The sequence below is a fragment of the Altererythrobacter sp. CAU 1778 genome, from assembly GCF_054482795.1.
In genome coordinates, this window is sequence record NZ_JBTLRP010000002.1 from 61,157 (window position 1) to 77,915 (window position 16,759).

General features: G+C 64.1%; 10 protein-coding genes. 3 read left to right on the top strand and 7 right to left on the bottom strand.

The genetic code is table 11. From position 1 onward, the window contains the following. Nucleotides 1-36: 36 nt before the first annotated feature. From ACXYN8_RS08420 to ACXYN8_RS08440, 5 genes are all read right to left on the bottom strand, one after another. On the bottom strand, nt 37-1,530 hold the full coding sequence (locus ACXYN8_RS08420; protein ID WP_458888977.1) for a tryptophan halogenase family protein: 1,494 nt from the start codon (nt 1,528-1,530) through the stop codon (nt 37-39). Continuing rightward, complete coding sequence (locus tag ACXYN8_RS08425) at nt 1,527-2,573, bottom strand: cupin-like domain-containing protein (RefSeq protein ID WP_458888978.1); 1,047 nt, start codon at nt 2,571-2,573, stop codon at nt 1,527-1,529. Before ACXYN8_RS08425 ends, ACXYN8_RS08420 begins: the two co-directional genes overlap by 4 nt. Continuing rightward, nucleotides 2,570-3,286 carry a SapC family protein gene (locus tag ACXYN8_RS08430; RefSeq protein WP_458888979.1) on the bottom strand — a complete coding sequence of 239 codons (717 nt, stop codon included), beginning with the start codon at nt 3,284-3,286 and terminating at the stop codon, nt 2,570-2,572. Before ACXYN8_RS08430 ends, ACXYN8_RS08425 begins: the two co-directional genes overlap by 4 nt. Nucleotides 3,287-3,366: 80 nt before the next feature. Continuing rightward, the gene (locus ACXYN8_RS08435; protein WP_458888980.1) at nt 3,367-6,372 is read right to left on the bottom strand and encodes a TonB-dependent receptor; all 3,006 of its coding nucleotides are present in this window, start codon (nt 6,370-6,372) and stop codon (nt 3,367-3,369) included. 256 nt (nt 6,373-6,628) lie between these two features. After that, entirely contained in the window at nt 6,629-7,648 is a 1,020-nt protein-coding gene (locus tag ACXYN8_RS08440; RefSeq protein WP_458888981.1) for a LacI family DNA-binding transcriptional regulator, read from the bottom strand. A 154-nt stretch (nt 7,649-7,802) separates the two neighbouring features. Between ACXYN8_RS08440 and ACXYN8_RS08445 the strand changes: the two genes are divergently transcribed. Together ACXYN8_RS08445 and ACXYN8_RS08450 are read left to right on the top strand one after the other, a co-directional pair. Beyond that, on the top strand, nt 7,803-10,121 hold the full coding sequence (locus tag ACXYN8_RS08445; protein ID WP_458888983.1) for a glycoside hydrolase family 3 N-terminal domain-containing protein: 2,319 nt from the start codon (nt 7,803-7,805) through the stop codon (nt 10,119-10,121). After that, complete coding sequence (locus ACXYN8_RS08450) at nt 10,118-12,934, top strand: glycoside hydrolase family 31 protein (RefSeq protein ID WP_458888984.1); 2,817 nt, start codon at nt 10,118-10,120, stop codon at nt 12,932-12,934. The genes ACXYN8_RS08445 and ACXYN8_RS08450 overlap by 4 nt, the downstream gene beginning before the upstream one ends. A 3-nt stretch (nt 12,935-12,937) precedes the next feature. On the opposite strand, the gene manD is transcribed toward ACXYN8_RS08450, so the two are convergent. Beyond that, on the bottom strand, nt 12,938-14,146 hold the full coding sequence (gene manD, locus ACXYN8_RS08455) for a D-mannonate dehydratase ManD (protein ID WP_458889588.1): 1,209 nt from the start codon (nt 14,144-14,146) through the stop codon (nt 12,938-12,940). A gap of 87 nt (nt 14,147-14,233) precedes the next feature. On the opposite strand from manD, the gene ACXYN8_RS08460 reads away from it, so the two are divergent. Beyond that, entirely contained in the window at nt 14,234-15,535 is a 1,302-nt protein-coding gene (locus ACXYN8_RS08460; protein ID WP_458888985.1) for an MFS transporter, read from the top strand. 33 nt (nt 15,536-15,568) lie between these two features. On the opposite strand, the gene ACXYN8_RS08465 is transcribed toward ACXYN8_RS08460, so the two are convergent. Continuing rightward, nucleotides 15,569-16,747, bottom strand: coding sequence for a Gfo/Idh/MocA family protein (locus ACXYN8_RS08465; RefSeq protein ID WP_458888986.1), 1,179 nt, complete (start codon nt 16,745-16,747; stop codon nt 15,569-15,571). Nucleotides 16,748-16,759 lie beyond the last annotated feature (12 nt).

Consider the following 16,759-nt stretch of genomic DNA (forward strand, 5'->3'; position numbering starts at 1 on the left):
GGATGCGGGTCAAGCGAAAGTTAGCGTTCTCATTGCCTATTTCGCGCAGTACGTGCGCAGGAATTCTGCGTGAGAGGACATGGCCTCGACGCGCGCGGAAATGGCTTCGCGCTGATCCTGCATGGTGCGGCGCAGGCGCCCGTCGCTCATCAGGTGCGGCAGGCGATGCCAGCTTTGCGGATCGAGACCCTGGCCGAGCATGACCTGCAACCAGCTATCGACGCGGAACATGTCCTGCCCTTCCTGCCAGGCCTGCGCATTTTCGCGGAAACTGTCGATCCGCGCGCGCAGCGTATGGGGTATGCGCATCTCGCGCCGCGAGCGCCAGAATTCCGAATCGTCCCGCTGTGTGAGGTGATAGTGGAGCACGATGAAATCGCGCACATGTTCCAGTTCGCGGTCGGCCAGCGAGTTCCAGCGGGCGCGCAAGGCGAGGGTGGCTCCGTCGAAAGGGAACATCTGCAACAGCCGCGTGATGCCGATCATGATGAGGTGGATGCTAGTCGATTCGAGCGGTTCGACGAAGCCCGAGGACAGGCCGAGCGCGATGCAGTTGCCCTTCCACATCTGCCGCCGCTTGCCGGTAACGAAGCGGATCAGGCGCGGTTCGCCTACCATGGCACCGGCACCTTCCGCGGCAAGACTGTCGACGAATTTCTGTCGCGCCTCTTCGGCGTTCATGAATGTGCTGGCAAAGACGAGGCCGTTTCCGGTGCGATGCTGCAACGGGATCTGCCAGCGCCACCCCGCTTCATGGGCGACCGCGCGGGTGTAGGGCAGGGGATCGCCGGTATTCTCGGTCTGCACCGCCCAGGCGCCATCGGTCGGGAGATATTCCGACCAGTCGTCATATCCACTCTCGAGCTCCTGCTCGATCAGCAGGCCGCGAAAACCGGTGCAGTCTATGAACAGGTCGCCGGCAATCCGCTCTCCCGACGTAAGGACCAGCGCGGCGATGTCGCCGTTTTCCGAATTGCGCTCGACCGAGGCGATCGTACCCTCGACCCGCCGCGCGCCGTCTCCTTCCGCGATGGATCGGAGGAAGGCCGCGTATCGCCCGGCGTCGAGGTGGTAGGCATAGTTGAGCGGGGGCTGTCCGCCGGCGGCAAATTTTCCCGCCAGCGCGGCTTCGTGTTCCAGGCACCATGCGCCGATCGGTGCCGTTTCCCCGGCGGCGCGCGCCTCGAGCCAGAAGTGCTGAAAATCCGCGACCCAGGTCTTCAGGCCGAACGTGCCGAAGCTGTGAACGTAGCTCTCACCGATCTGTCCCCAGTCGTCGAACCGGATCGCCAGCTTGAAGGTCGCGCCCGTGGTCTGCATGAAAGCGCGTTCGTCGATGCGGAGATATTCGTGAAATGCGCGTGCGGTCGGGATAGTGGCCTCTCCGACACCGATCGTCGGGATCGCATCGCTTTCCACCAGCGTTACCTCGACGAGGCTGCCCAGCTGACGCGCGAGCGCGCAGGCAGAGATCCAGCCCGCCGTGCCGCCTCCGGCAATGACCACCCGAACGGGGGGATTCTGCATCATCGCTGGATCTTTCGCGTCAGATCCGCCCGCAGGCGACGCGCCATCATCGGATTCATTTCGGCCAGCATACCCTGCGCAGCTTCGGGCAGATGCGCGCGTGCGTTCTCGGGATCACCGAAGGCATAATAATCGAACACGTCCCGCCAGGCCGCCCGCTCGTGCTCGGGGCGTTGGCGGATGGCCATGAGAGCGTGCAGCAGGGTTATCTGCGGGGAGTCGATGTAATCCGGCGTGGCGTTCCACCACCAGTTCAGCAGCACGTTGAAAGCGTCGAGCCCTTCGACCTGATGCCACCACATCGCCGGATAGACGATGGCGTCGCCCGGCTCGAGCGTGGCTGTCTGCGCGGCTTCGAGCGCTTGTGCGAAGCGGGGAAACCGGTCGAAGTCGGGCGCGGAAAAATCGACCATGCTGACGACCTGCCCACCCGGCGTCGGCTCGAGCGGTCCCGGATAGAGATTGGCGATCTGGTCGGGCGGGAACAGCGTGAACCTGCGCCTCCCGGCCGCGCACATCGCGCAATTGTTCGAGAAATCGTAATGGGCTGCCGTCACGGTCCGATTGCCGAGCCACAGGCTGGCGATAACGGGCGCGAATTCGCTGCCGACGACCTCTGCCACCCCCGGATCGTTCTCCGCGCGCATTCCGGGGAAGTAGCGGTCGAGATCGGTGGAGCCGAGATAGAGCGTGTCCGCTGGCCCGGACAGCAACTCGTCCAGCAAGCTGCCGAACTCCTGCCGCTCCGCTGTGAAATTGAACCCGTCGACCGCGTCGTTGTAGTGAAATCGGCCCCCGGCTTCGGCTGGAGCGCGATAGACGGTGACCGCCTGTTGCTGTGCATATTGTCTCAGGTACTCGCCCGCCGCCGCGTCGGACGTGCGCGCGGCGCGGACCAGCGGAAGCTGCGCGCCGACACCGCGAAAAACGATAGGTCGCCCTTCCTCGCGAACCAGACGATCCAGCGCCTCGCCCTGCGGCAGCGGGCCAACGCGTTCTTCGATAGCGCGCGGACTTGGCAGGAGAGGCGCGGCCTGCGCGTTCATGCCTCGGGGCGCTTACGCATGGCGAGCATATTGCCAATGTTGCCGAGCGAACTGGCGGCCAGCACCGCGGGCGCCAGCAAGCCCTTGGCGTTCAGTTCGCCCAGTTCCTGGGGACCGAGCGCGCCGACCCGCTCCATCGTGATACCGTGGAAATTCTCGAGCTTGACGACGTCGTGATCGCTCAGCCGAATGTTGACCCGGATGGGTTCGACGAGGGCGAGGCGGTCGAACTCCTGCATCGCCTGCCTGGTGCGTTCGACGTCGGAGTGGATCTGGCGTAGCGCCTCCACCGCGTTGTCGAGCGATGGGGCCTGACCCCCGTGTTCGCGGAACACCGGCGCACCCTCTTCGCCCTCCGCTGCGATTCGCGGGCTGTTCAGGTCTACCATGATCGTCGGCTCTCCCGCATCACCCATGGCGAAACGGAACGGGCCCCGCCGGACGAGCGCGGGGATCGCGCGCGCCTGCCATCGTCCTGCTTCGATGAAGAGGTTCTCTTCCCTCGAAAATCCGAGCAGCGCGACCGGCTGCAAGTCACCTTCCGCAGAGCGCAGGAATATGATCGGATAGTCGCGTTGCAACGCCTCGAATTCCGACACGAACACGGCCACCTGCCCGCCCGGATCGCCGCATTGCGTCCCATGCAGCGCCTTCAGCCTGAGGTCGGCATGGTCGACGCTGTCCAGCGCGACGAGGCCCGAAATATCAGCCATTCATCCTCTCCAAAAGCGGGACAGGCTGCCACCCGCTAGCGGATGACAGCCTACCCCCTCATCTCGATCGTTCAAGAGATTCAGAACTTGAAGCGCGCTCCTGCGTAGTACCTCGGCCGGCCATCGACGATGAACCAGGGCTGGTTGGTGGTGCGTGCGTAGGTCTCGGTATTCGACCCGGTGATGTTGATCGCTTCGAACGAGAGGGTCAGATTTTCCGTCACGTCGTAGCTCACGTTCGCATCAACCTGATCGTAGGAGGCGACGAACACCGGGTTACGCGAGGAACCGCGGCTGTTGTTCGACAGGAAGGCGTCGCGCCAGTTGTAGGTGACGCGGGCCGAGAACCCGTATTTTTCGAACATCAGCGTGGCGTTCAGCGTGTCCGACAGGCCAAGCAGGGCGAACTGGTCGGCCGTCGGCGCGGCGGTGATGTCGTAGCCGACATCGCCCCGGACAAGCGTGTACGCCGCAGCAACGCCCAGGCCCGTGTCGCCGAGGAAGTACTGACCGGCAAGCTCCAGACCGTAGATGTGGCCGTCCTTGCTGTTGACCGGCTGCTGGATCTGGAACTGATACAGCGGATCCGCCGAATTGCCCGTCACGTCATAGGCTGCCAGAACCTGATCGACGAACGCCTGATCGAGGCCGTTGGGCCCGACGTTGGCATTGAACTGCGCCGAAGCGGCTGCGAGGCCGAACTGCGAGATCAGGGCCGTCATCGTGAACAGGTTCACATCCGACAGGTCGTAGTTGTTGGCTTCGAGGAACGCGACCGCATCACCCGATCGCGTGCCTTCGGCACCCGACGAGGGATCGAGCAAGCCGAACAACGACGTCGTCGTCTGACCGGTGCCGACGAAGTTCTTCACCCGCTTGTCGAAGAAGCCGGCCGAAACGTAGCTCGACGGTGCGAAATACCATTCGAGGCTCGCATCGAAGTTGTCGGACACCAGCGGGACCAGTTCCGGGTTGCCTGCGTTGCCGCCCGGTACGCCGCCGAGATAGGTCGGACGGTTCGGGCTGCCCGGATCGGTCGATGCGAACAGCGAGCCGAAGTCGGGACGCGCGATGGTGCGGCCGAAGGACACGCGGCCCTTCAATTCGTCCGTCAGGTCGATCGAGAAGTCGAGCGCCGGCAGGATGTGATCGTAGTCGTTCTTGCCCGAAACCGGTTCGAACGTTGCCGACGCGATCTGCGTGAAGTCATTGTCGGCGGCCCAGACGATCGACTGCGGAACCAGCTGGAGCGACACCGACTTCGACCGGGTGTTCTCGTAACGAACGCCCGCGACGATGTTGGTCGGGCGACCCATCAGCTCGGTGTTCAGTTCCACCTGACCGTAAAGCGACCAGATCTTTTCATCGACCGAGTTGTCGCTCTGACCGTCGACGGTGCCGGGCACGTTGAAGGCCGTAAAGAGGTCCGTCGCCAGACCGCGGAAGGCAGTCAGCGAGGCACCCGTGGAGCCGGTGTCGTAATCCTTGAACTTGCAGACAAGGCAGAACGGCGAAACGAGGTCGGCGGCATTCGTCTGGATGTCGCCGATGTTGCCGACCCCCCAGTCACCGAGCGCGTTGTAGGTGCTCGTCGCCTGCTGGTTCATCGCCGACGAGCGATAGCTCGCGCCGAACTGGACGCGATCGTCGTCGCCCATTTCCCAGATACCATCGAAGCGGACTTCGTCGACGGTCTGCTTCTGCGAGGAAGTCTGGCTGCGCGCGACCTGCGAACCGAGGTCGGCCAGATCCAGAACGCCGTTGTTGTTCCCGTTGACGCTGTCATCGAAAACGACGCTCTGCTGCGGGAACCCGTCGACGATGTTCAGCGACTGACCGGCAACGCCCTTGTAAGCGAGGGCGAAGAGCGTCGAGGTGTGGCCGAGCGGATTGTTCGGCAGCGACTGCGCCTTGCCGTGGTGCCCGTCGAGGATGAGCGTCAGATTGTCCGTGGCTTCGAATTCCACGTTCAGGCCGACGTCCCACAGGCGATCGCGGGTGGCACGATACTGCTGTTCGAAACCGCCGTCCTTGGGCGAAGTGATGACGTCGACCAAGCCGATCGCGGTGGCGACTTCCGTATTCCCGTCGAAGGTGACTTCAGAGAACGGGCGGTTGTACCAGTTGGTCTGGTCGGTGCGTCGTTCCTGCGCATCGTTCTGGAAGAAGGTGCCGTCCGCCGTGATGGAGAGCACGTCCGTCGGCCGGAATTCCAGCGTAAGCTGACCGTTGACGCGTTCGCGCGAATATTCCGAATAGTGGTAACGCGTGTCGTTGGGGAAGGCGACCAGCGTGTCGTCGCTGGGCGCATTGTTGATCACCGTGGTGCCGTTGCTCAGCACGCGGCCGCGACCGGGGTCCGCGAAATCTGCGAAGGTTTCGATGTTCCAGTCGTTTGCGGTGTTCGACACGGCGGAATTGTTGCGCTTCTGATAGCTGCCGAACAATGTCACGCCGAAGGTGTTGTCGAGGTTCGCCCAGTTCAGCAGGCCGGATACTTCCGGAGTGACGCGGTCGAAATCGTAAGTGTCGGTCGCGTCATAGACGGCCTTGGCTCCGATCGAACCGCTGAAGCCGTCCGGTCCGTCGAGCGGCTTGCGGCTGACGATATTGATGACCGCACCGATACCGCCGCCCGGCACTGCTGCGCGCGAGGTCTTGTAGACCTGCAGCGCGCTAACGCCTTCGGATGCGATATTGTTGAAGTCGAAGCTGCGGGTCGTGCCCGACACGAAGTCGCCGTTCTGGTCGCGGCCGACCGAAGCGATGCTGGCGGTCGGAAGCGTGCGGCCGTTCAGGGTCACGAGGTTGTAGCCCGGGCCGAAGCCGCGGACGGTAACCTGGGAGCCTTCGCCATTGACGCGGTCGATTGAGACACCGGCGACGCGCTGCAGCGATTCCGCGAGGTTGGAGTCGGGGAACTTGCCGATGTCTTCGGCGGAGATGCCGTCGACGACGCCGACCGAGTTGCGCTTCAGGTCCAGCGACCGATCGAGCGATGCGCGAAGGCCGGTAACGACGATGACGTTGTCTGTATCGGTTTCCGCAGAAGCTACCGGCTGGGTGCTGTCCGCTTCCTGCGCCAATGCGCTGGTGGTAGCGCTACCAAAAAAAGCTGCAATGGCAACGCATGAGGCCGTGCGCGCAAGCGCAGGCCTCTTCCTGGCGAAGTTCATATCTTCCCTCCCAAATTTCCGGCGGATGCCGGACCTCTCAGTATGCCGCGTGTTGTCCGCGACGATGCCGAAAGCTAGACCCAACCCGACAACGATGTCAACATTCAAAAAACGCGCCGCAAAAGTAACAATAATTCAGGCAGAGAGACTTTCTCGTCGTTAAATTTCAGGCAGGAGGTTGCGACGTCGAGTCGCGCAGGAGGAGTTCATGCCGGTGCATCGTCGAGCCGGACGAAGCCTCATCCGACTTTGAGATATGCTTCAGCAGGTCGTCCATCGCCTGCCGCGACATGGCGAAAACCGGCTGCTTGATCGTCGTCAGCCGCGGCCAGCTCAGCCGCGCGATCTCCGAGTCGTCGAAGCCCACGACGGACAGGTCGGACGGGATTGAGAACCCCATTTCGCGGGCCACGGTGATGGCGCCGACCGCCATGTCGTCGTTCTCGGCAATGATGGCCGTCGGCGGATCCTGGCGGTCGAGTATCCGCCGCGCGGCGCCTTCCCCGCTTTCGAAGCCGAAGTCCCCGCTCTCGACCAGAACGGAACCGAAATCGAGGCCGTGCGACTCGATTGCCTGCCGATACCCGTCCAGACGCATACGGGTCGCGGCATGGGTCTGGCGGCCCGTAATGATCGCGAGCCTCGTGTGGCCGAGCTGAAGCAGATGGCCCGCGATGGAACGCGCGGCAGCGGTGTCGTCCATGATCGCCACGATGCCGCGTTCCAAGGCCACGGTAGGCGCAATCCGGGCATAGGCTATCCCGGCGTTGTCGAGTGCATCGAGCAGGCCGAGATCGTCGCAACTGGGCGGGGCGAGCAATATGCCATCGAGCGATGAGCTGCGGATCAGCGCGAAGAGATCCTTCGATCGCTGGCTCGCCTTGTCGAAGGGGAGCACCAGCAGGCGATACCGTTCGTGTTCGAGGCGATCCAGCGCGCCGCGTTGCAGCTCCACCACGTAACTGGCGCTGGGCCGTTCGTACGTCAGCCCGATCAGGAAGCTCTGGCGTGTGATCAAGCCGCGCGCGTTGAGATTGGGATGGTAGTGGAGTTCTTCCGCCACCTGCTTGACCCGCGCCCGCACATCGGCGCGCACGTGCGGCTCGTCATTGAGCACGCGCGACACGGTCTTGATGGAGACTCCCGCCTGCCGGGCGATATCGGTTATTGTCGTCCGTCTGACCACTCTGCCCCCTGTTCGCCCTTCTATCGCCGGTGGTGAGGCATTGGGCAAGTGGCGTTCCCCAGGCTTGCACAAAGCGTGCGACGAACCTAGCGTCCGATCGATATGACAAGGCTGTCAGAAAACTGGCAGAATGCTGGAGAGGGGAATCCGGACCATGAGTATCTCGGCAAGAGGTAGCGCTACCAGCCTGTGTGTGGCCGCCTGCTGCATCGCGATGACGAGCCCGTTGCAGGCGCAGCAGGTGCAGGCACCGCAGGCGAACGCCGTCGCCGCGCGCGAAGTGAACCTGGACGAATTGCTGGCCCGGATGACGCAGGCGGAAAAGATCGGGCAACTGGTCCAGCGCATGGGTGGCCGGTCGAAAGCGTTGAATTCGCGCCTCGGCCCGGAAGAACTGGAGAAGGTCCGCAAGGGCGAGGTTGGTTCCTACCTTCACGTCGCCGGTGCCGCGCCCCTGCGCGAACTCCAGCGTGTCGCGGTCGAAGAATCGCGGCTGGGCGTTCCTCTGCTATTCTCGATGGACGTCGTGCACGGTTACCGCACGATCTTCCCGGTGCCGATCGCCATGGCTGCGAGCTGGGATCCGTCCGCCGCCGAACTCCACGCCAGGGTTGCCGCGCGCGAGGCGAGTGCGGCGGGACTGCACTGGACCTTTGCGCCGATGATCGACATCGCCCGCGATCCGCGGTGGGGCCGGATCGTCGAAGGCTCGGGCGAGGATGCTTACCTCGGAAGCCGCATGGCGGAAGCGCAGGTCAGGGGCTTTCAGGGCAGCGACCTGTCGGCACCCGACACGATCATCGCGGCGACCAAGCATTTCGGCGCCTACGGGGCAGCCGAGGGCGGGCGCGACTACGCCGGGGCGGAAGTGGGCGAACGGACCATGCAGGAGGTTTACCTCCCGCCGTTCAGGGCCGCCGCCGATGCCGGCACGGCAAGCTACATGACGGCTTTCAACGCGGTGGACGGCGTGCCCACCACTGGCAATGCGGCGTTGCTGCGCCAGATGCTGCGCGACGAATGGGGATGGGACGGTATCCTGCTGTCCGACTGGCAGGCGGTGGACGAACTGACGAAGCACGGTGTCGCGCGAGATCGCACGCAGGCGGCATCGCTCGCGCTGAAGGCCGGGGTCGACATGGACATGGTGGCCGACGTCTACGCACAGGATTTGCAAGCGGCGCTCTCTGCCGATCCGACCCTGCTTCCCTTGCTGGATGAAGCGGTCATGCGCATCCTCCGGGTGAAGCGCGATCTCGGCCTGTTCGACGACCCGTACAAGTATCACGACGTGGCGCGCGAAGCGGCTGAGATGCGATCGCCGGCCAATCGTGCCGCAGCGCGCGAAGTGGCAGGGCGTTCCATCGTCTTGCTGAAGAACGAATCCGGCGCGCTGCCGCTGGCCGCCATCACAGGGCGGATCGCTTTGGTCGGGGCGCTTGCCGACGATGCACGGTCCGCGCAGGGATCGTGGCGTGCGCGCGGTGAGGATGGCGATGTCGTGACCCTGCGCGCTGCGATGGAAGCGGGTCTGCCTGGCGTGACCTATTCTCCGGGCCTCGATGTGCGAAGCGAAGACGCCAGCGGGATCGCGGAAGCGGTCGCCACGGCCAAGGCGTCCGACGTCATCGTGCTGGCACTGGGCGAGGATTACGACTTCTCCGGGGAGGCCCGAAGCCGGTCGAGCCTGGAGTTGCCGGGCCGCCAGCGCGAGTTGTTCGATGCCCTGGCCCAGACCGGCAAACCCCTGATCGTCGTGCTGATGGGCGGTCGTCCGCTGGCAATTCCCGACGTCGCGGAGAAAGCCGACGCCATCCTAGAAACTTGGATGCTGGGTGACGAGGCGGGGCCTGCGATCCTCGACGTGCTGACCGGCCGGATCAATCCCGGAGGCAAGCTGCCGGCAAGTTTCCCGCGCACTACCGGGCAGGTGCCGGTCAATTACGACCACCTGCCGAGCGGGCGTCCGGCCGACCCGGACAATTCCAAGGATACCGCGCGCTACAAGGATCTGGCGATCACCCCGCTCTACGCTTTCGGTCACGGGCTCAGCTACACGAACTTCAGCTATGGCGAGGCGACGCTGTCCCGCACGCAGATCGCGGCGCGCGGCGGCGAGGTCAGCATTACCGTACCCGTTACCAACAGCGGACCACGCGCAGGCGACGAGGTGGTCCAGCTTTACGTTCGCGATCCCGTTGCAAGCATCTCTCGCCCCGTCCAGCAATTGCGCGGGTTCCGCCGCGTGGCCCTTGCCCCCGGCGAAACGAAGCGCGTGACTTTCACCCTCTCGGCACCGCAAGTCGCCTTGTGGGCGCAGGGCGGCGGGTGGATCGTCGAACCAGGCGAGATCGAAGTGATGATCGGCAGCGCCTCCGACGATATTCGCACCCGGACGCGTTTCACGGTGACGGGCGAGGCGCCGGGGACGATCGCGCCGGCGGCCATCGCGACGCCCACCACGGTCGAATGACGATGCGGTTCCTTGCGCTCGTTCCGCTGACGCTTGCAGCGGCATCCCCGTGCTATGCCGGGGAGGTCGCGGAAATCGATCACGGCATGGTCGTCACCACCGATACGGGCGAGAAGGTGCGTGTGCTCGGCTATGCCGACGGCACCTTCCGCGTCACGGTCGGGAAGGACAGCCTGCCGGACGGGCATCCGACCACGATGGTCGTGAAGGAAGCCGACGGTGCTCCGTCGTTCTCCGCCACCGCGGACGTCGCGATGCTTCGCTCTGCGCTCGCGTCGGCGCAGGTGGGGCTGGCCGATGGCCGGGTCACGATCCACGATAGTGCCGGAAAGCTGTTGCTCGACGAGTATGCGGCCGCGCGCACGTTGCAGCCCGTGGTGATCGAAGGGCAGAAGTGGCTCGCCACGCGTGTCCAGTTCAACCGCGGGACCGACGAAGGTTTCTACGGCCTCGGCCAGCACCAGAACCGGCAGATGAACTACAATGGCGAGGACGTGGAACTCGCCCAGCACAACATGGCAATCGCGGTGCCATACCTTCTGTCGACGCGGGGTTACGGATTGTTGTGGGACAACAGCTCCATCACGCGCGTCGGCGATCCGGAGCCATATCGGAAACTTCGGCTGGACTGGTCCGCCGATTACTTCCTCGGCGACCGGCTGGCGGTATCTCAGCGCGAGCCGACGATCGATTACCAGTACATCCGCGATCAGGCGAAATGGCCCGAAGCTGCAAAGGCGCGGACCGAAGCGGCAACGACTGGGCAGAATACCGCGGGCAATGCCGTGGAGACGCAGCGCGTCGTGTGGACCGGCAGCTTCGCTCCGGAGAAGTCGGGGCGGCACAAGTTCCGGCTCTATTCTTCCAGCTACGTAAAGGTGTTTGCCGACGGCGAAGAGGTGCTCGACCGTTGGCGGCAGAACTGGAACCCCTGGTATCACAATTTCGCGCTTGATCTCGATCAGGGGCAGCCGGTCGAACTGCGTGTCGAGTGGGAACCGAACGCGGGCTACATCGCGCTGGAACACGCCGCACCGCTGCCAGACGCGGACCGCCATTCGGTCAGCTTCGCGAGCGATGCGGCAAAGGCGATCGACTATTACGTCGTGCCGGGCGCCGACATGGACGCTTTGGTCGCCGGTTACCGGCGTCTGACCGGCGAAGCTCCGATGATGCCGCGCTGGGCCTATGGCTTCTGGCAGTCGCGCCAGCGTTACAACACGCAAGCCGAACTGCTCGACGTGATCGGTGCCTATCGGGAGCAGGGTATCCCGATCGACACGGTGGTGCAGGACTGGTTCTACTGGCCGGAGGACCAGTGGGGGTGCCAGTGCTTCGATCCGGCGCGTTTCCCCGATCCGTCTTCCATGGTCGACGATGTCCACGAACTTGGCGGGCGGATCATGATCTCGGTCTGGCCGAAATACTATCCCGACACGGCAAACGGCCGGGAGCTGGCGCAGAAAGGCTTTCTCTATCCGCGCCCGCTTGAAGCTGGGCAACGCGACTGGGTCGGCCCCGGATATGCCAACACTTTCTACGATCCCTACTCGGCAGAGGCGCGGGCGATCTACTGGCGGCAGATGCGCGACGGGCTGGAAGCTCTGGGCTTCGACGCGTGGTGGATGGATGCGACCGAGCCGGACTGGCATTCGAACCTCTCGGTCGAGGAACGCGCATATCAGATGACGTCTCCCGTGACGGGCGTGCCGGGGGCGGCAATCTTCAATTCCTATCCGCTGGTCCATGCCGAGGGCGTGGCAGACGGGCTGCGCGCGACGAGACCGGACGAGCGACCCTTCATCCTGACCCGCAGCGGCTTCGGCGGCGTGCAGCGTACCTCCTCAGCCCTGTGGTCCGGGGATGTCGCCGCGCGGTGGGACGACCTGCGCGACCAGATCAGCGCGGGTGCCAATCTCTCCATTTCGGGCATCCCGAACTGGACGCACGACATCGGTGGCTTCGCGGTGGAGGAGCGCTTCTCGAAGGAGGAGCCCGCCGCTTTGCCCGAATGGCGCGAGCTTTACCTGCGCTGGTTCCAGTTCGGAGCCTTCACGCCGCTGTTCCGCAGTCACGGAGAATACCCCTACCGCGAAACCTATCTGGTCAGCGAAGGCGATCCGGCGATGCGCGACGCGCTGATCAGCTATCACAAGCTGCGCTATCGCCTGCTGCCCTACATCTACACCGTGGCTGCCGGCACGCATTTCGATCACGGCACGATGATGCGCCCGCTCGTGATGGACTTTGCCGCAGACCGAAGGGCCTGGAGCATAGACGACCAGTATATGTTCGGCCCTTCGCTGCTGGTCGCGCCTGTGACGGGCTTCGAGCAGCGCGAGCGGGCGGTCTATCTCCCTGCCGGAGCCGCGTGGCACGACGCCCTGACCGGCGCTGTCCATACCGGCGGGCAGACGATTTCAGCCGCCGCTCCGCGTGAGAGGATGCCGCTGTTCGTGCGCGCCGGGACGATCGTGCCGGCAGGCGAAGACGTCCAGTCCACTGCCGAAAAGCCGCAGGGCCGATTGACGATGCATGTCTTCGCCGGGACGGATGGCGCGTTCACTCTTTACGAGGATCAGGGCACCGACATGGGATACGCAAGCGGTGAATTCGCGCGCGTCCCCATGCGCTGGGATGATGATGCGCGAACGCTGACCATCGGCGCGCGGGAAGGCAGTTTTCCCGGAATGGAAGCGCGCCGCGAGATGGTGGTGGTCCTGCACGACGGGCAGCCGGACGGGGATGTGTTCGAAAAGCGCAGCGGCATGGAACTGACCTACGACGGGCGAGAAATCAGCGCCGCATTCTAGGGCTCACCAGTTCCACATCGTCCCGTCCTCGAGCCGGGCGACGGGCAGTTGCATCGGCGTGTAGGGATACTTCGCCGCCAGGCTTTCGTCGATGTCGACGCCGTGGCCCGGCGTTTCGCCGCAGTGCAGGAAGCCGTCTTCGAAGCGATAATCGTGCGGGAATACCGCGTCCGTTTCTTCGGAATGGCGCATGTATTCCTGAATGCCGAAGTTCGGCACCCAGGTGTCGAAATGGAGTGCTGCGCCCATCGTCACAGGGGATAGATCGGTGGCGCCGTGGCAGCCGGTACGCACCTGATAGAGCGATGCGAAATCGGCGATGCGGCGCAAATGGGTAATCCCGCCCGCGCGCAAGACCGTCGTGCGGATATAGTCGATCGATTGCGTCTCGATCAGTTCCTTTGCGTCCCAGATCGAGTTGAAGATTTCGCCGACGGCAATCGGCGTGGTTGTCCGCTCGCGGATCAGGCGGAAGGCCTGCTGGTTTTCGGCAGGCGTCGGGTCCTCCATCCAGAACAGCCGGTGGCCTTCCAGGCTCCTGCCAAGCTGTGCCGCCTCGTTGGGCGTCAGGCGATGGTGGACATCGTGCAGCAATTCCGGCTCGTCGCCAAATTCTTGGCGCAAGGCCTCGAACAGCTTGGGCACGAAGCGCAGGTATTTGGGGGTGTCCCAAACCGTTTCCGTGGGAAGGGCAGCATCCGCCGGTTCGTAATGCAACGTGCCGCGCGCAACGCCATAGGCCTTCTCGATGCCGGGTATTCCGCTTTGTGCGCGGATCGCCTTGTAGCCCATGTCGATGTAGCGCCCGACCGCTTCCACCGTCTCGTCGAGCGTGTTGCCATTGGCGTGGCCATAGCACAGCACGCGATCGCGGCTCCGCCCGCCGAGCAGCTGGTAAAGCGGCATCCCGGCTACCTTGCCCTTGATGTCCCATAGAGCGGTATCGACCGCGCTTACCGCAGAAAGCTGGACCGGGCCGCGCCGCCAGTAGCTGCCGCGGTAGAGAAACTGCCAGATGTCCTCGATCCGTGCCGGGTCGCGCCCGATCAGGCACGGCACGACATGCTCTTCCAGATAGGTCGCCACCGCCAGTTCGCGGCCATTGAGCGTCGCGTCACCGATCCCGTGAACGCCTTCGTCGGTTTCGATCTTCAGCGTCACGAAATTGCGACCGGGGCAGGTAACGATGACCTTCGCGCCGGTGATCTTCATTTCCATCCCCTCTTACGTTAGCGCTACCATTGGGATAGGGTCGCACAATTCGCAAGCTCAATAGAGTAGAGCGGAGGAGGGGACATTATGGGCGATGGGGACCTGGTGAAGCCGGCGGGCAAGTATCGGTGGGGCATTTGCGCGCTGATCTTTTTCGTCATTACGATCAACTATATCGACCGCCAGATCATCGGCGTGCTGAAGCCGATCATCGAAGATGATCTGGGCTGGAGCGAGGTCGATTACGGCAACATCGTCACGGCCTTTCAGGCGAGTTACGGCATCGGGCTGCTGGTGGTCGGGCGCTGGCTCGACAAGGTCGGCACGCGCAAGGGCGTGGCGCTGGCCATCGCACTGTGGAGCATTGCCGCCTGCTTCCACGCCGCGGCCCGCAGCGTCCTGGCCTTCATTATCGCGCGCATGGCACTCGGCGTCGCGGAAAGCGCGGGCTACCCCGGCGCGGTGAAGGGCATTGCCGAATGGTTCCCCCGTCGCGAACGCGCGCTGGGGGTCGGCATCCTGAATGCTGGCGCCAATGTCGGCGTGCTGCTGACCCCGATTATCGCGATCGTCATCGCCGGCACATACGGCTGGCAGGCGGCGTTTCTCGTTACCGGCGCTCTGGGTTTCGTTGTCCTCTGGGCATGGCTCAAATTCTACCGCTCTCCTGCCGATCACCCGGACGTGTCGACGGAAGAGCGCGCGTGGATCGAACAGGACGGCGAAAGCGATGTCGGAAGGCAGCTGACGTGGAGCGAAGCGATCCGGCAACCGCAGGCGTGGTACTTCATCTGCGGCAAGTTCTTTACCGATCCGGTCTGGTACCTGTTCCTCTTCTGGCTCCCGGACTTCCTGTCCAAGACCCAGGGGCTGGAACTGTTTCCGAAGGGCGACAGCGGCATCCTTGCCACCATCGGCCCGGCGCTCATCGGTGTGTACCTGCTCGCCGATGTCGGTTCGATTGCGGGCGGCTGGCTATCCTCACATCTCATCTCGCGCGGTTGGTCCGTAAACCGGGCGCGCAAGACCACGCTGTTCGGGGCTGCCCTGCTGGCCGTACCGCTGGTCACCGTGGCAAGCGTTCCGGAACCGTGGATGGCCGTGCTGCTGATCGGCCTCGGCACGGCGGCGCATCAGGCCTTCAGCTCCAACATCTTCACGATGATCTCGGACCTCTATCCGCGCCGCGCGGTCGCCACCATTGCAGGCATGGGCGGTCTGGCCGGCTCCATCGGCGGCATCCTGATCGCGCAGGCGACGGGCTGGACGCTAGAGCTGACGGGATCCTATGTCCCGATCGTCATCTACGCCGGGCTCGGATACCTGATTGCGTTTGCGGCAATCCAGTTCCTCGTCCCGAAGATGACTCCCGTGGACCTGAACGACTGAGTTGGCCCGCTCAGCGCGCAACGGGCGCGGCGGTCACAGGGTGACGGCCGCTCCGTCCGCATCGGCGCTGGCGTAGCAGGCGGCGATGATCCGCATATCGCGCAATCCCATTTCGCCCGGCGTGCGGTGCGGCGTGTTGTTGCGCGCGGCGAGAGAGAACCCGTCCACCTGGCTTGCGAATTGCGTCATTGGCTCGCCCGCGCGGAACGTGCGCGGCGCCTGTCCGCCACCGCTCAATTCGATCCTGTTGTCGTCATACGTGGTGGCGGGGTTCATTTCGACCGAAGCCGTTTCGCCGAAGTACCGCTGGCGCGAGACATAAGGGTTCCAGCAATAGGAGGAGGAGCCCTGCACGCTGATCCCGCTGCGCATCCGCAGCCGGTATTCGATGCCGCCTTCGACCTCCGTGAAGCGCGGATCGCCGGCGGGCGTCGAATAGGTCGCGCTAACCGTCTGGACCTCGTCACCGGGCAGCATCATCAGCGATGTGTTGATGCCGTAGATGCCGATGTCAAACAGCGAGCCTCCGCCGCCCAGCACCTTTTCGAGACGCCACTTGTGCGGCGCGAATTCGGGATTGGCGGAAAAGCCGTGATCGGCCGAGACATAGCGCATTGCGCTGAGTTCACCGCGTTCGATCATGCCGAGCACGGCGACATTATTGGGTTCGAAATGCACGCGGTAGGCGACGCCCAGCTGGCGGTTCGCTGCCTTCGCCGCGGCGATCATCGCCTCAGCTTCCGCGACGGTGGAGCACATGGGCTTCTCGCACAGGACGTGCTTGCCGGCCTTCAAGGCCCGGATCGTGTATTCGGCGTGCAGGCCCACGGGCAGCACGATGTAGACGCAATCGATCTCTTCGTCGTTCGCGATGTCGTCGAAATTATCGTAATTGTAGAACCGCGATACGCCGTAGCGCGCGCCCAGATCGCGCGCCTTGTCGGCGTTGCCGGAAACGAAGGCACTGATGCGCGAATGCTGCGCCTTGGCGAAGCCGGGTATGACCTGTCCGACGCCGAAGAAGCCGAGGCCGACGATCGCCCAGCGCAGTTTGCGCGCGGATGGATCGGGCAGGGGCCAGTCGCCGAGCAACGGTTGCCCTTCGGCCTCCTGTGCAAACGCCCGTCCTGCCGACAGGGTCAGCCCGGCACCGGCAGCACCGGTAAGAACGCCGCGCCTGGAAACCTTGCTGCTAATGTCCTGATCGCTCACGGATTCGCCTCC

Coding starts and splice junctions, on each gene's coding strand:
- ACXYN8_RS08460 (WP_458888985.1), top strand. CDS start 14,234: ATGGGCGATGGGGACCTGGTGAAGCCGGCGGGCAAGTATCGGTGGGGC.
- manD (WP_458889588.1), bottom strand. CDS start 14,146: ATGAAGATCACCGGCGCGAAGGTCATCGTTACCTGCCCCGGTCGCAAT.
- ACXYN8_RS08450 (WP_458888984.1), top strand. CDS start 10,118: ATGACGATGCGGTTCCTTGCGCTCGTTCCGCTGACGCTTGCAGCGGCA.
- ACXYN8_RS08420 (WP_458888977.1), bottom strand. CDS start 1,530: ATGATGCAGAATCCCCCCGTTCGGGTGGTCATTGCCGGAGGCGGCACG.
- ACXYN8_RS08445 (WP_458888983.1), top strand. CDS start 7,803: ATGAGTATCTCGGCAAGAGGTAGCGCTACCAGCCTGTGTGTGGCCGCC.
- ACXYN8_RS08430 (WP_458888979.1), bottom strand. CDS start 3,286: ATGGCTGATATTTCGGGCCTCGTCGCGCTGGACAGCGTCGACCATGCC.
- ACXYN8_RS08425 (WP_458888978.1), bottom strand. CDS start 2,573: ATGAACGCGCAGGCCGCGCCTCTCCTGCCAAGTCCGCGCGCTATCGAA.